Origin of the sequence: Herbaspirillum camelliae, assembly GCF_001929405.1 — a bacterium.
Lineage (GTDB): Bacteria > Pseudomonadota > Gammaproteobacteria > Burkholderiales > Burkholderiaceae_D > Herbaspirillum > Herbaspirillum seropedicae.
Genome location: NZ_KV880769.1, coordinates 3,170,426 through 3,185,909, shown reverse-complemented (window position 1 = coordinate 3,185,909; position 15,484 = coordinate 3,170,426). Strand labels below are relative to the sequence as shown.

9 protein-coding genes are annotated in these 15,484 nt (G+C 66.8%); 4 read left to right on the top strand and 5 right to left on the bottom strand.

Annotated features, from left to right (window positions below):
* The first annotated feature begins 229 nt into the window (after positions 1-229).
* The 4 genes from BGK68_RS14075 to BGK68_RS14060 all read left to right on the top strand — a co-directional run bounded on the left by BGK68_RS14075 (position 230) and on the right by BGK68_RS14060 (position 8,251).
* Positions 230-1,996, top strand: coding sequence for an autotransporter assembly complex protein TamA (locus tag BGK68_RS14075; protein WP_075257621.1), 1,767 nt, complete (start codon positions 230-232; stop codon positions 1,994-1,996).
* A 94-nt stretch (positions 1,997-2,090) separates the two neighbouring features.
* Positions 2,091-6,131, top strand: a complete 4,041-nt coding sequence (locus tag BGK68_RS14070; protein WP_075257620.1) for a translocation/assembly module TamB domain-containing protein — start codon at positions 2,091-2,093, stop codon at positions 6,129-6,131.
* Positions 6,132-6,265: 134 nt separating this feature from the next.
* Positions 6,266-7,891, top strand: coding sequence for a diguanylate cyclase (locus BGK68_RS14065; protein WP_143433056.1), 1,626 nt, complete (start codon positions 6,266-6,268; stop codon positions 7,889-7,891).
* Between the two features lie 3 nt (positions 7,892-7,894).
* Positions 7,895-8,251 (top strand): hypothetical protein, encoded by a 357-nt coding sequence (locus BGK68_RS14060; RefSeq protein WP_075257618.1) that lies wholly within the window; start codon positions 7,895-7,897, stop codon positions 8,249-8,251.
* An 11-nt stretch (positions 8,252-8,262) separates the two neighbouring features.
* Here BGK68_RS14060 and BGK68_RS14055 read toward each other — a convergent pair whose 3' ends face one another.
* The 5 genes from BGK68_RS14055 to BGK68_RS14035 are packed head-to-tail and all read right to left on the bottom strand — an operon-like array spanning position 8,263 to position 15,269.
* The gene (locus BGK68_RS14055; protein WP_075257617.1) at positions 8,263-9,738 is read right to left on the bottom strand and encodes an ABC transporter ATP-binding protein; all 1,476 of its coding nucleotides are present in this window, start codon (positions 9,736-9,738) and stop codon (positions 8,263-8,265) included.
* A complete protein-coding gene (locus BGK68_RS14050) occupies positions 9,735-10,571 on the bottom strand; it encodes an ABC transporter permease (protein WP_075257616.1) in 837 nt (278 codons plus the stop codon). Before BGK68_RS14050 ends, BGK68_RS14055 begins: the two co-directional genes overlap by 4 nt.
* Positions 10,568-11,542, bottom strand: coding sequence for an ABC transporter permease (locus tag BGK68_RS14045; RefSeq protein ID WP_075257615.1), 975 nt, complete (start codon positions 11,540-11,542; stop codon positions 10,568-10,570). The genes BGK68_RS14050 and BGK68_RS14045 overlap by 4 nt, the downstream gene beginning before the upstream one ends.
* Positions 11,533-13,149 carry an ABC transporter substrate-binding protein gene (locus BGK68_RS14040; protein ID WP_143433054.1) on the bottom strand — a complete coding sequence of 539 codons (1,617 nt, stop codon included), beginning with the start codon at positions 13,147-13,149 and terminating at the stop codon, positions 11,533-11,535. Before BGK68_RS14040 ends, BGK68_RS14045 begins: the two co-directional genes overlap by 10 nt.
* Positions 13,150-13,151: 2 nt before the next feature.
* Complete coding sequence (locus BGK68_RS14035; RefSeq protein WP_075257614.1) at positions 13,152-15,269, bottom strand: TonB-dependent siderophore receptor; 2,118 nt, start codon at positions 15,267-15,269, stop codon at positions 13,152-13,154.
* Between the last annotated feature and the right edge of the window lie 215 nt (positions 15,270-15,484).

Below are 15,484 nucleotides of genomic sequence, written 5' to 3'. Positions count from 1 at the left end.
TTCGGCAAGCGCGCCCGGCGCATTACAATACGCGCTTGCAACCCAGGCGGCTGGCGCGGTGTTGCCTGCGACGCGCCCGACCGAACCCGCCGGCGGCGCTGCGCGGCCAGGAACTATCGGCGGCGCACAGGGGTCAGGCTTGGTGGCGCGTGCCGCCTAGCCCTCATCCTACCCGAATGCCTAACCCCGGGCCGGCCGCCTGAACCGATCACAATAACGCAATGATTCCATGAAATGGACCCGCAGCCTGGCCATCACCCTCCTCTGGTGCGCCGCAGAACCCGCTATTGCCGCCTACCAGGTGGATATCGAAGCGCCCAAGCCGGTGCAGTCGCTGCTCAAGGACTTCCTTGACTTGTCCCGCTACCAGGACCGCGACGACATCAGCGACGAACAACTCAAGTTCATGATGGACACCGCCGGCGAGCAGGTGCGCGACCTGACCGCCACCGAAGGCTATTTCACGCCCATGACCAAGGTCAGCGAACAGAGCGCCGCCGGCAAGGACGGCGTGCGCCGCATCACGGTCACCGTCGACCCCGGTCCGCGTACCCTGGTCGAATCGGCCGAGATCAACGTCACCGGCAGCGCCGCCAGCCAGGATGCCGCACGCGTGGCGCAGCTGCGCAGCGACTGGTCGCTGAGCCCCGGCGAGCCCTTCCGCCAGCAGGACTGGGACAAGGCCAAGAATGCCGGCCTGGCAACGCTGCAGCAGAAGAAATACGCCGCCGCCCGTATCGCCGACTCCGAGGCCCGCATCGACCCGCAGGCGCAGCAGGCCGACCTGAGCGTGCGCTATGACAGCGGCCCGGCCTTCACCCTGGGCGCGCTGCAGATCACCGGCACCAGGCGCTATCCCGAATCCATCATCCGCAACGTCAATCCGCTGACCGTGGGCGAGCCCTATGATGTGGACCGTCTCCTGGCGCTGCAACGGCAGATCCAGAACACGCCCTACTTCTCCAATGCTATCGTGGCCATCGACGACGACCCCGCCCATGCCGACCAGACCCCGGTGAAGGTGCAGGTCACCGAATTCCCCACCCAGCGCATCCGCACCGGCGTGGGCTATGGCACCGATACCGGGGCCCAGGCCGAAGGGCGCTATTCGCATTACAACGTGTTCAACCGCGCCTATGTCTTCGACAGCCAGTTGCGGCTGGAGCAGAAGCGCCAGTACGGCCTGCTGTCGCTGGCCATGCCGCCGGACAGCAAGGCCTTCGTCAACAGCCTCAACACCTCGTACGACCGCACCACGCTGGAAGGCATCGACCTGCGCACCCAGCAGGTCGGCCTCAAGCGCGCCCGCAACAGCGATAACTACGACACCACCTATTCGCTGACCTATTACCGCGATGAGCTGGTGCAGGAAAACGGCGTCACCCTGCCGGCCAACACCATCGTCACGCCAGGCAAGCACCGCGCGCTGGTGCCGGGCTTTGCCTGGTCGCGCCGCAATGTGGACAATCCCATCTTCCCCCGCCACGGCAACCTCTTGACGCTGGAAGCCGGCCTGGCCCTCAAGGGGGTGCTGACCGACCAGAGCTTCAGCCGCCTGTATGGACGCTTCAAGCAGTTCGTGCCGGTCGGCAAGCGCGATATCGTGGTCTTGCGCGCCGAGCTGGGCGGCGTCTTCACGGCGGGGCGGGCCGGCTCGGTGCCGGCCTCGCTGCTGTTCCGTACCGGCGGCAACGACTCGGTGCGCGGCTACAGCTACCAGAGCATCGGCAATGAGCAGAACGGCACCGTCTACCCCACCAAGTACCTGGCCGTGGGCAGTACCGAATACCAGCGCTGGTTCAGCGAAAACTGGGGCGCTGCCGTGTTCTACGACATGGGCGCGGCGGCGGACAACTGGAGCAACAAGACCTTCTATCATGGCGTGGGCACAGGCGCGCGCTGGCGCAGTCCGGTCGGCACGCTCAACCTGGACCTGGCCTATGGCATCCAGAAACGCCAGATCCGGCCCCACATCTCGCTGGGGATCGCTTTCTAGCGCAAGCGACACCGTGGCCAGCAAGACATAAACGATATAAAAGATATCGACGATACAAACCGACGGTACAAACGATAGACAGCGACCAACACGCATGAGCGACCAGCCAGCAGCCCCACCCCAACCCCAGCCTTCCTCCACGCCCCCTTCGGGCCAAGCGGGCAAACCCGATGCGCCCCGCCGCGGGCGCGCGGGCCGCATCGCCGCCTGGAGCGGCGCGAGCGTGGCCGTGATCGTGCTGGCGGTGGCCGGCGCTGCGCTCTACGCGACCAAGACCGAAAGCGGCGCCCGCCTGCTCTGGAATACCGCCGTCAAGACGCTGGGAGGCAAGCTCTCCGGCCAGTTGCTCGGCGGCACCGTGGCCGATGGCCTGCATCTGCGCGCCGTGCATTACCAGGATGGCCAACGCATCCTCGATATCGACCGGCTCGATGCCAGCTGGCACCTGTCGCTGCTCAAACGCCGTTTCAGCCTTGCCTACCTGCGCGCCGGCACAGTGCAATTGAACCAGCAACCCTCGCCCAGCGAACCCAGCAGCATGCCGGCCTCGCTGTCGCTGCCGCTGGCCCTGGACATTGGTGAGATCAGCCTGGACAAGTTCAGCCTCACCCAAGGCACGTCCACCACTGAGCTCAGCAAGCTGCGCCTGCATGGCAGCTCCGACGGTGTGCAGCATACGCTGGTGCTCGACAGCCTGGTCACGCCCTATGGCCAGGCCACGGCGCTGGTGCACCTGAACGGCAAGCAGCCCTTCGACATCGGCGGTGGACTGGAGCTGGGCGGGGTCTACCAGCATGGCGAATTCAAGGAGCAATACCAGCTGGCGGCGCAGCTTTCAGGCTCGCTGCAGGAGCTGGGCGTGGCCCTCAAGGCCAGCGGCGACAAGCTCAAGGGCGACGCCGATATCATCGCCACCCCCTTCGCCGCGGTGCCGCTCAAACGCGCCCGGGTGGACCTGCAGCATCTCAATCCGCAAGCCTTCCATGCCACCGCCCCCGCCGCCGACCTCAGCGTGCGCGCCGACCTTGCCCCGCCAGCCGGACAGGCAGCCGACGCGCCGCTGAAAGTGGCCGGACGGATAGAGATCAACAACACCCGTCCCGGCAGCCTGGACCAGCAACTGCTGCCGCTGCTCTCGGCCAGCGCCGACCTGCAGCTGGACCTGCAGCAGCAAAACCTGACGCATCTGGAGATCCGCCTGCCCCGCAATGGCCGTATCGAAGGCGCTGGACAATTCCAGCCCGGCAGCCAGGACCCCGCCCAGCCCACACCGATGGCCGGACGCCTGGCGCTGCGCATCAGCGAGCTCGATCTCAGCCAGATCCATCGCCAGATCCGCCCCACGCGCCTGTCAGGCCCAATGGAGGCCACGCTCGGCCCGGATGCCCAGCAACTCCTGCTGACGCTGCAAGACAGCGCCCTGCGGCTGCATCTGGACAGCACCCTGCATGCCGGCACAGTGGAGTTGCGCGAGGCCAGCCTGACGGCCGGCAAGTCACGCCTGGAAGCCACTGGCAGCATGAAGACCGTGGGCGCAATGGACTATGCCTTCAAAGGCCGGCTGGTGGACTTCGACCCCACCGCCGTGCTGCAGACTGTCACTGCGCCAGCAACGGCCAGCGCGCGACGCGGCGGCAAGGCCGTAGCACCGGTACCGGCCCGCATCAACCTCGACTTCAACGCCGCCGGGGCGATCTCGCCGGAATTGCGCCTCAAGCTGGGCTTCACCATCCACGACAGCAGCTATGGCGACCTGCCCATGGCCGGGCGCGGCGACATCGACCTGGCCGGCATGCGGCTGCTGCCCAGCCAGGCCCATCTGCAGGTGGCCGGCAATACGCTGGATCTGAACGGCAGCTTTGGCGCGGCCAATGACAAGCTCAAGTTCAAGATCGATGCCCCCCAACTGGCGCGCCTGGGCTATGGCCTGTCGGGCCTGTTGCGCCTGGACGGCCAGCTTGGCGGCACGCGCCAGCGCCCCAGCCTGCAGGCCAGCTATCAGGCCGAACAATTGGCCTTCGGTCCGCACAAGCTGCACCACCTGGCCGGACAAGCGGAAATCCACAGCAATCTCGCCGCCGGCGTGGCCTCGCCCGAAAACCGCCTGGCGCTGACGCTGGAAGGCGACGGCTACAGCGGGCCGCAGGCCGAACTGGCGCAACTGGCGGTCAAGCTCGATGGCACCTTCGCCAAGCACAGCCTGAGCCTGAAAGCCAACGGCAAGCTGCTCAATCGTCCGCTGGCGCTGACCCTGGCGGCGCATGGCCAGGTCACCGAAAAGACCCGCGGCCAGTATGGCTGGAACGGCAGCATCGACCAGCTCAGCAACGACGGCTTCCCGCGCATCGCCATGCTGCACCCGCTGGCGCTGCAGGCCTCGCCCGAGGCCGTAGAGGCCGGCAGCACCCGCATCGAGATCGACCGCAGCGCGCTCGACCTCAGGCATCTGTCATGGCGACAAGGCCGTATCGCCTCGGCCGGGCAGGTGCGCGCCCTCGACGTCGGTCGCCTGCTGGAACTGGCGCAACAACTGGGCGCCGCCGCCCCGCCGGTGAAGACCGATCTGGTGCTGGACAGCGACTGGGATTTCTCGCTGGCCGAAAGCGCCCGCGGCTATCTCCAGATCGCCCGCCAGTCCGGCGACCTGCGGCTCGTCACCAGCAATGGCGAGGCCACGCTGGGGCTGTCCGAACTGAAGCTGCGCAGCGACTTCCAGGGCGAGCAGATGCGCCTGAGCGGACGCGTGGACGCCAGCCGCATCGGCACCCTGGCGCTGGACGGCCAGATCGGCCTGCAACGGGTCGGCCAGTTGCTGACCCTGGCCGATGCATCTCCGCTGGCGTTGAAGGCGCGCCTGGAGTTGCCTGAACTCAAGCGCATCGGTGACCTGATCGGTCCGCAGGTGAGCCTGAACGGCAAGCTCAGCGCCGACCTGAACGTGGCCGGCACGCTGGCCCAGCCCAAGCTCTCGGGCGCGGTCAATGGCGACGACCTGGCCGTGACGCAGTTCGACCAGGGCATCCAGTTGAAGGATGGCATCGTGCGCATCGTGATGGACAGCAATGTCATCGACCTGCGCCAGATCGAATTCCATGGCGGCCGGGGGACCCTGCGCGCCGGCGGCAAGATCCAGCTGGGCGCCGACAACCCCGACCTCAACGCCACCCTCACGGCCGAGCAGCTGGAACTGTTCGCCAGTCCCGACCGCCGCCTGATGCTCTCGGGCCAGGGCAAGATCAGCAACGTCAACGAACAGTTGCATGTGGATGGCAAGTTCACCGTAGACCACGCCCTGTTCGACCTGCCCAAGAGCAGCGCTCCCAAGCTGGGGGATGACGTGGTCATCATCAGCCGCACCGGCAAGAACCAGGTGGGTGGACAGGCGTCATCGAAGGAGCGACTGGAAGCCGCCACCGAAAAGCCGGCCAGCAAGTTCGCGCCCTTCATCAATATCGCCGTGGACCTGGGCAATGACTTCCGCTTCCGCGGCAGCGGCGCGGACCTGCGCCTGCGCGGCGAGATGGCCGTGCGCAGCGAACCGCTCTCCCCCATGCGCGCCAGCGGCACCATCAACGTGGCCGAAGGCAGCTACGAAGCCTTTGGCACCAAGCTCAACATCGAGCGCGGCATCATCAATTTCCAGGGGCCCATCGCCAATCCCAACATCAACATCCTGGCCATGCGCCGCAACCAGGACGTCGAGGCTGGCGTCTCGGTCACCGGCAACGCCAACCAGCCACGTGTGCAACTGGTCTCCGAACCCAATGTGCCGGATGACGAGAAACTGTCCTGGATGATGTTCGGCCATGGCACCGACAACTCCAGCATCGGGCAGCGCACTGCCAGCAGCCAGGCGCTGGCCTTGGTGGGCAACATGGGCGGCAAGCGCATCGCCAAGGATATCGGGCTGGACCAGTTCAGTATCGGCTCCAGTGAATCGGGGCTGACCAATGATCAGGTGGTCAACCTGGGCAAAGCCATCACCGAGAAGATCACCCTGGGCTACGAACAGAGCCTGCAAGGCGCGGCCAGCGTGGCCAAGGCGACCTGGCAGATCTCGCGGCGCTGGTCGGTGGTGGCCCGCGCGGGGACCATCAATGGCCTCAACATCCTGTTCAACCGCCGTTACGACTGAGCCAGTCCACAGCCCGCCCCGAGAGCTTGCAACAGGGCAATAGCCGCACGCTTCAGGCTTTCCCTGATAGACACCCGGATGACGATTGGGAAAGAATGCGCTCTGGGGACAAGTGCGCTTTCGGGGACATCAACATGGCACAACACGGCAAGACACATACGTCACGGACAGCACTGCTGTTCGTGGTCGTCGTCTGCGCCGTGATCCTGCTGCTGGAAGCCTGGACGGCCTGGCGCGCCCGCGAAGTGGCCCTGGCCGAATCGACCACCGATGCCTCCAACGTGGCGCTGGCGCTGATCCAGCATGCCGAGCAATCCATCAAGGAAGCCGACATCGTCCTGGAAACCGTGCAGGAACACCTGGACCACGAAGACCGCAGCGCCCGCGCCCGCATCCGCACCCACGACTTCATGATCCGCAGCGTGGCCAGCCTGCCGCAACTGGCGCAGCTATCCGTGGTGGACGAACAGGGCCGCACCGTAGCCAGCTCACAGCAACGCATGGTGCAAACGGAATCACCGATGCAGGATGACTATTTCCAGTATCACCAGCACCGCCGCAGCGACCGCCCCTTCCTCGGCCGCCCCATGCGCAGCCATGTTACCGGTCAATGGACCATCACGGTCAGCCGGCGCATCAATCACGTCGATGGCAGCTTTGCCGGCGTCATCGTGGCGGAGATCGACCTGGCGTATTTTCAGCGCTACTACGAACAATTCAACATCGGCCCCCATGGCGTCATCCTGTTCGGCCTGAGCGGGGGCGCCCTGATCTTGCGTCGTCCGCTGCTGCCGGACATGACCGACCGCAGTCCGCCCATGTCACAGGCGCTGCGCCAGCATCTGGAACAGGCCCGGCGCGGCTCCTTCGCGATGCGCTCCGAGCGCGATGGCGTGGAGCGCATCAGTTGCTTCCAGCAAGGCGAGGCCTACCCCATCTTCACCGTCGTCGCGCTGGCCCGGGATGACATCCTGGAAGACTGGAGCCGCCACATCTGGGCGCGCGGCGTGGGCGTCGTGCTGCTGCTGGGCGTGATCTGCTTCGGCGGCAAGCGGCTGGTGGTGCTGGTGGCCGGACGCGAACGCGCCGAAGCGCAGGCCATTGCCGCACGCCAGGAGCTGGAAAGCCTGTACCGCACGCTGGAAGCGCAGTCGCAGAAGGATGGGCTGACCGACGTGTTCAATCGCCGCTACTTCGACGCCGCCCTGGCCGCCGAGCTGGCGCGCCTGAACCGTACCGGCGAATCGCTGAGCCTGATGATGATCGACGTGGACCATTTCAAGCAGTTCAATGACACCTACGGCCACGCCGCCGGCGACATCTGCCTGCGCCAGGTGGCCGCTGCCATCAGCACGGTGGCGCGCCGCCAGGGCGATATCGTGGCGCGCTATGGCGGCGAGGAATTCGCCGTGATCCTGCCCAACTGCCATCCCGGCAGCGCCCAGGGGCTGGCCCACCGGGTAGTGCAGGCTGTACGCGGGCTGAATATTACCCATGAGCGCAGCCCCATGGGCGTGGTGACCATCAGCGTGGGCGTGGCCAGCCTGGCCAGCGGCAAGTCCTTGCAGATCGAACCGCGCGAACTGATCGACAGCGCCGACGGCGCCCTGTATCGCGCCAAGGAAGAGGGGCGCGACCGCGCCGTGCAACACCCCTTTGCCAGCGCGGCAGCGCAGGCGCAGAAAGCCGCAGAGGATGCCGCAAGCAGCCCGCTCCAGGCCGCATCGGGAGCGCCGTCCGATTACTTGAGCCTCAGGTGAGCCATGCGTTGCCTTATCCGATACCAGTTGCGCAATGAAGACGTGCCGGCCCACCACGAATTCACCGCCGAAGCGCCGGATCTGGAACAGGTGATCCTGCACCTGACCGAATTCCTCCATCCGGAAGTGGTCTACGAATTCCTGCCGGTGCAGCCTGGCGGCCATGACACCATCGCCCAGCTGCGCAACCGCATGAGCCATGCGCGCGCCTACCTGGAGCAGTATTGCGGGCTGCAGAGCCTGTCCTACATGATTCTGCCCGACGGGCTCGATTCGACCCAGGGACGCTGGGCCACCCTGCTCATGCAGGGTGAGGACGCTCAAGACGCCGACCTGCCCCTGCCCACCCCCGACGCCTGAAACCCGCGCATTCAGTGCGCGGACTGGGACTGGCCCGCCGGCGACAGCGTCAGGCAACGGTCGGCCACGCAGCGCACGATATCGGCATCGTGCGTCACCAGCAGCACCGCGCTGCCCACCGCCCTGGCCTGCTCCACCAATAATGCAATCACTTCCTGCTGGGTCAGTGGATCCAGCCGCGAGGTCGGTTCGTCGGCAAAGATCAGCGCCGGCTTCATCAACAGCACGCGCGCCAGCGCAATGCGTTGCAACTCGCCGCCCGAGACCTGGCGCGGCAGGCGATCCAGCAGCGCCGGAGCAATGCGCATGCGCTCCAGCAAGGCTTCCAGTTCCTGCCACTGCAGGCCATGCAGGCGCACCAGATCCTGCAGGGAGCGCCGCAGCGGAATGGTCGGCGCGAACGCGGCAGCCGGGTCCTGATAGATCTTCTGGAAGGCCGTGCGCGGCAAGCCCTGCGCACGGATGACCTGGCCGCTATCCGGTTGCAGCAGGCCCAGCACGATGTTGCCCAGACTGGTCTTGCCCGAACCGCTGGGGCCGCTGACGGCCACCACCTCACCGGCATGCAGACGAGCGCTGACGCCTGCGAACAAGGCCTGCTCGCCGAAGGACTTGCTGAGCTCGCGCAGCTCGGCGATGACAGCAGCATCCGCGCGGGGTGCGCGCGCCTCCGGCAGCGGCCAGCACGCCGGATCGGCGGCCAGCAGGCGGCGCGTGTAGGCATGCCGCGGCTGCGCCAGCAGCGCCTCTGCACTGCCCTGCTCGACCATCGCGCCGTCTTGCAGCACCGCCAGTTGCCCACCCAGCGCGCGCGCCAGCCAGACATCATGAGTGATGCACAACAGGCTCACGCCCTCAGCCTGTGCAGCCTGCAACAGGGCCAGCACTTCGCCGCGGCAATCCACGTCCAGTCCCTTGGTAGGTTCGTCGATGATCATCAGCGGCGCCCCGGCCGCATGGGTGGCCAGGAAGGCGACGCGCTGGGCCATGCCGCCCGAGATCATGAAGGGATACTTGTCGGCGGCTGCTTCCAGGCCCAGGCTGGCCAGGGCGCGCCGGGCCGATACAGCGGCCTGGCTGCGCGCACGGTGCAGGCTCTCGTTCTGCTGGTCAGGCGCGCTCTGGCTCACCAGCTCATAGGTCTCGGCGACCTGGCGCGCCACGGTCATGGTCGGGTCCAGTGCCAGCCAGGGCTCCTGCGGCAGCAAGGCAATGCGCCGTCCCCAGCCACGCTGGCGGCTGCGACTATCGGCGGCATCGCTGTGCTGACCCGCCAGGAAAATGGAACCGGTGGCGCGCAGGCTGGCCGGCAGATTGCCCATGATGGCCTGGGCCAGCAGCGACTTGCCCGAACCGCTCTCGCCCAGCAAGCTCAGCACGCCGCCGGCAGGGACGGCAAAGCTGACGCCGCCCACCAGTGGCTGCTGGCCATGCCAGACGGTGAGGTCCTCGACGCGCAGGGCGTCCAGTAGCAGCGGAGCGTTCATGCAGTCTCCCCCTGCGGCGACAGCAGCAACAGACCCAGCAAGCCAAGGAACAGCACCAGCACCGGCGAGGCCACCAGCCACGGCGCCTCGCGGTAATACGGCAACAGTTCGATCATCATCACGCCCAGTTCCGGCGTGGGCGGCTGCAAGCCGACACCGACGAAGCCCAGCGCCGACATCGCCAGCACCGCGCCGGCCAGGCCAAAGCGCACCAGCGTCAACAGGCGCGGCAGCAAGGCTGGCAAGAGATGGCAGCGCACGATATAGAGCGCACCGAAACCCAGCAGGCGTGACGCTTCCACCTGCGGACTGGCCAGCAGGATGCGGCTGGCCGCCCGGACCACGCGGAAATACTCCACCCACAGCGCCAGCGAGATGCCCACATACAAAGGCCAGAATCCCCCCGGCGCAAAGGCGGCCAGCAGCAGCACCAGCAACAGCCCCGGCAAGGCCAGCACGGCATCGGCCAGCGCCGCCAGCACGCGCTCGGTCCAGCCGCCGCACCAGGCCGCCAGCAGGCCGATGAGGCTGCCCGGGATGGCGGCCGAGAGCACGCTCAACAGCGCCAGCGACAAGGACAGCCGCGCCCCATGCGCCAGCCGCGCCAGCATGCTGCGCCCCAGCTGATCGAAGCCCAACGGCTCGGCCAGGCTGGGCGTTTCCAGGTAGCGCGCCAGTTGCTGGCGGGCCGGATCGGTATCGATGACAAGCGGCCCCAGCAAGGCAAAGCCGGCCACCAGCAGCAGCAAGACCAGCCCGCTCCACTGCCCCGCGCTCCAGCGACGTGGGCCAGCCTGCTCCAGCAGCGGCAGGGAAGACGACAAGGTACTCATGCGCGGCCTCGCGGATCAAGAAAGGCGCAGGCCGCATCGACCAGCGCGTTGAACAGAACGAACATCAGGCCCAGCACCAGGGCCGTGCCCTGGATCATCGGCACATCGCGGCCAAAGATCGCATGCACCAGCGCATGGCCGATGCCGGGCCAGGCGAAGATGGTCTCCACCAGCACCACGCCTTCGACCAGCATGACCAGTTGCACGCCCAGGTAGGCGGTGACCGGCGCAGCGACATTGCGCAAGCCATGGCGCGCCAGCGCCTGGGCTGGCGACAAGCCCTTGGTCAGGGCGAAGGCAAAGTACTCCGACTGCCGCACCTGCACCATGGCATCGCGCGCCACCCGGCAGGACACGGCGGCCAGCCCCAGCGCCAGCGTCAACGCCGGCAGCAGGATGCCGCCATGGTCGCCATGGCCGGCGGCGGGCAAGGCGCCCAGTTGCACCGAGAACAGCAAGACCAGGATCAGCCCCAGCAAGAACGATGGCAAGGCCCGCAAGCCCACCGACAGCGCCAGTGTGGCGCGGTCCAGCCAGCGGCCGGGATGCAGTCCCGCCAGCACGCCCAGGGTCGGTCCGACCAGCAGCGACAAGGCCATCGCCAGCAGCGACAGGCGCAGCGTCGGACCGAGCTGGTGGGCGATCTCCGCCAGCACCGGCTGGGAGGTGACTTGGGAGACGCCCAGGTCCAGGTGCAGCAGGCGGCTCCACCACTCCGACAAGGCCATGAACCAGGGCCGGTCCAGCCCCAGTTCATCACGCACGGCCAGGGCCGCCTCGGTGGTGACCATGTCATAGCCGTAGCGGCCCGCAGCGATGCGATAGGCCATGTCGCCCGGCAGCATACGCGTCATGAAGAAGCACAGCGTGCCCACCAGCAGGGCCACCAGGACGGCCTGCAACAGCCGCGGCATCAGGGCCGCCGCCAGCCGCTGGCCGCTGCGGGCGGAAAGAAAACGGTTCAGGTCCATTGCAATGAAGAAATCCGGTAACTGCGTTCAAAGGGATCGATGCTGGCGCCGCGCACGCGCCGGCTCACGGCGCAGGTCTGGCGATACCAGACCACCGGGATCACCGGCAACTGCTCTTGCAGCAGCGCCACGATGCGCGCGCGCTCGGCGTTGCCCTTGGCGGCAGCGTCAGCGGGCGTAGCGGCAAGGCGCGCCAGCAGGGCCGGCACTTCCTGGTTGTCCCAGCCCATCGCGCCCCAGTCGCCGCCTTGCGGGCCAAAGTCCTGCAAGAGGCTGGCCACAGGATCGGGCAGGTTGCCGTAGTTGCGCGCGGCCAGCGCCATCTGCAACTGGCCGCTGCGATGGCCGGCGGGAATGTCGCTGGAGTTGCCGATCACCACCCGCACCGCCATGCCGATCTGGCGCATCTCTTCCTGCAAGGCCGTGGCGATGAGCGGCAGCTCAGGGCGATCCACGAAGGTGGTCAGGTTCAGCGCCATGCGCTGGCCGTCGCGACGCCGCACCCCATCACTGCCAGGCCGCCAGCCGGCCTGGTCCAGCAGGCTGCGCGCCTGCTGCTGGTTGGTGCGCAAGGGCGCCAGTGCAGCGTCATGCCAGCGCGCCAGCGACGGCGGAAAGAGTTGCGTAGCCCCCAGGTCGGGATCGCGCAGCAAGGCGCGGGCGATGCCCTCGCGCTCGATGCACAAAGAGATGGCGCGGCGCACCCGCACATCGGCCAGCACCGGGTGGCCGGCATTGAGCTTGAGGAGGGTGGTACGCGGCAGCATGGCCGAGAGCAGGCTGGCGCGCGGGCTATCCTGCAGGGCGCGGATGCTGGGCGGGTCCAGCGAGAAGGCCAGGTCGGCCTGGCCGCTCTGGACCAGCAACGTACGCGTCTCCGCACGCGAGACGCTGATGTAGCGCGCACGCTGGATCGCCCTGCCCGCACCGCTGCCAGGAACGCTGCCAGAAGCGCGTTCGACCTCGAACTGCTGCGGCAAGGCGATGGAACGGATGCGGAAGGGGCCGCTGCCGATGATGGCCACCACATTGCCCTGCGCGTCGAAACTGGCCGGCGCCAGGATCTGGGTGGTGTAATGGGTCAGCAGATAAGGCAGCGGGCCGAAGGGACGACGCAGCACGACCACCAGGGTCTGCCCCTCCAGGCGGAGGGCGGCGATATCGGCCAGGCGCAGCACGCCCGGACGCGCCTGCGCCCGTTGCAGGCAGGCCAGGATGCTGGCCGGCGTGAGCGCCGAGCCGTCGTGGTAGCGCTGCCCACTGCGCAAGACGAAACGCCATTGCAGACCGTCGGCGCTGACGCTCCAGGCGCTGGCCAGGGAGGGCTGGAGCTGGCCGGCATCGTCCACTTCCAGCAAGGTTTCCAGCACCTCCATGCGGGCGAACATATAGCCCGAACGGGTGGGATCGAGCCCGGTCAGCTCCCACGGTCCGACCACGGTCAGCATGTCCTTGCCGACATGTGCGATATCGCCGTGTGCATGTCCGGGCTCATCGCCATGGGCCAGCGCGGTGCGCCAGGGGCTAGCGGCCAGCGTGGCCGCCAGCGGCGTGAAGAGCAACAGATCGCGCCGTTTGCGCGAAGGTGGTTGACTAGCCAAGACCATCCTCAGAACTTGATATTGAGCGCCAGCGTCGCATTGCGCTCGTCGCCGGGCATGATCCACAGGCTGTTGTAGGAACTGCTGTAGTAACGCTTGTTGAAGAGATTATTAACATCCAGCGAGAGCTTCATCTTCGGCGTGAACTGCCAATAGGCCAATGCCCGGGCCGTGACGTAACTGGGCAGCATGAAACTGCCGGCCTGATCGCCCGTGCGCCGGCCCACATAGTTCAGGCCGCCGCCCACGCCATAGGGCGCACCACGCGCGTCGGCGTCCTCGAACACGGCCAGCAGACTGCCGGAGGTGCGCGGGACATTCACCAGCCGCGAACCCACCGGCAAGGTATTGTCCCGGCTGACGTAGGCGTCGGTGTAGGCCAGGTTGCCAGTCACGCGCCAGTGGTGACCCAGCCTGGCGTTGGCATCGAGCTCCACGCCCTTGCTGCGGACCTCGCCGGCGGCAATCGAAAAGTTGGGATTGGCCGGGTCGGTCGTCAGCACGTTCTGCTTGGTGATATCGAAGACCGCCAGAGTCGCACCGCTGCGCTTGTCCTCGCTCTGGAATTTCAGGCCGGCTTCTGCGGCCCGCGAGGTCTCGGGGCTGAAGGCATTGCCGCTGACGTCGCTGCCGCTGTTGGGACGGAAGGACTTGCTGGCGCTGACGTAGACCGACCAGGATGGCGTGACCAGGTAGGTCAGGCCCAGGCGTGGCGAGTAGGCGTGCTTGTCCTGGCGCGTGACCGTGCCGTTGCGCAGGTTGTTGAGCGTGGACCGGAAAGCATCGGCGCGCATGCCGGCCAGCAGCTTCCAGCGCTCGGACAGACTGAGCTGGTCTTGCAGGTAGAGACCGGTGCTGATCTGCCGCTCGCTGGTGTCGGTATTGGCCGTGGGCGTCGGCTGGGCCTGGCCATAGACGGGGTTGTAGATATTGACCGCGTAGGGGGCAGCGTTGCTGGGATTGATGCGTAGCATGCGCTGATCCAGCGTGAGCCAGTCCACCTCGGTCCCCACCAGCACTTCATGGCCGATGCCAGCGGTGGCGAACTTGCCGCCGATCTCGGCCTGCAGCGAGGTGTCGTGCCAGCTGTAGTCGCGATAGCGGCGCTGGCGCCACAGCGTGGCATTGTCGGCGCGTAAGGACGAAGCCTCGGTGGAATAGCCATCCAGGCTGCCTTCCTTGTGGAAGAGGCCGGTGCGCAGATGCCAGTTCTCGTTGAGGCGCTGCTCCAGCGTCAACAGGTGATTCTGGTTCTGCATCTTGATGTCGCCGTCATTGGGCTCGCCCAGGAAGCGCGACACCGGCAGCACGCCGGCATTGCCATTGACTGCGACAATGCCGCGATCCAGCGGCGCCTTCTGGCGCAGAAACTCGCCTTCGTAGTTCAGTATCGTGCTCTCGGTCAGCAGCCAGGTGAAGGCCGGCGCGAAGAATTCGCGCTCGCTGCGGACGTTGTCGCGCATGCTGCCCTTGTGCTCCATGGCGGCATTGAGGCGGTAGGCCACGGTGCTGCTGAGCGCGCCGGTGGAATCGACGGCGCTGCGATAGGCGTCGTTGCTGCCGATGGACAGGTCCAGCGCATTGGCGGACTTGAATTGCGGCTTCTTGGTCACGACATTGATGGTCCCGCCCGGCTCGCTGTTGCCATACAGGGCCGCAGCCGGCCCCTTGAGGAAATCTACGCTCTCCACATTGGCCATATCACGCGGCGGTGCGTAGCCGCGATTGGAGGCGAAGCCGTTCCAGAGGATGTTCATGCCGCCGTTTTCACTGCCGGAAAAACCACGGATGGAATAGTTGTCCCACAGGCCGCCGAAGTTGTTCTGCCTGGCCACGCCGCTCACGTAGAGCAGCACATCATCGAGCCGGGTCGCGGCCAGATCATCGATCAACTGGCGCGAGACCACCTGCACCGACTGCGGCAATTCCTGCAAGGGCGTCTCGGTGCGGGTGGCACTGCTGGTGCTGTTCTGGCGATACTGCTGGCGCTCGCCCTGCCCGGTCACCACGATCTCGCCCAGTCCACCCTCCTCCTTGGCGGCGGCATCGGCAGCCCAGCTCACGGACGGCGTCTGGCCCAGCGCCAACGCGCCCAGCACGGCCGCGCGCAATGCGGTCATCTTCATCTTTTTCCCTTGTCGTTATGGAGTGCTGCGGCAGTGGGACGGACCTGTGCCGCAAGACATGGCGGTCGGCGCGACCGGCCAAGCCCGGCATTCTATGCAACAAAGTTGCATTTTACAAGCGAAATGACTCGCATTTAGAACAGACTGCGCGGCATGACGAAAGGCGCCAAGCCCGGCGCCGTGCGGGTCAGCGAGCGGTGTAGCCGGCGCAAGCC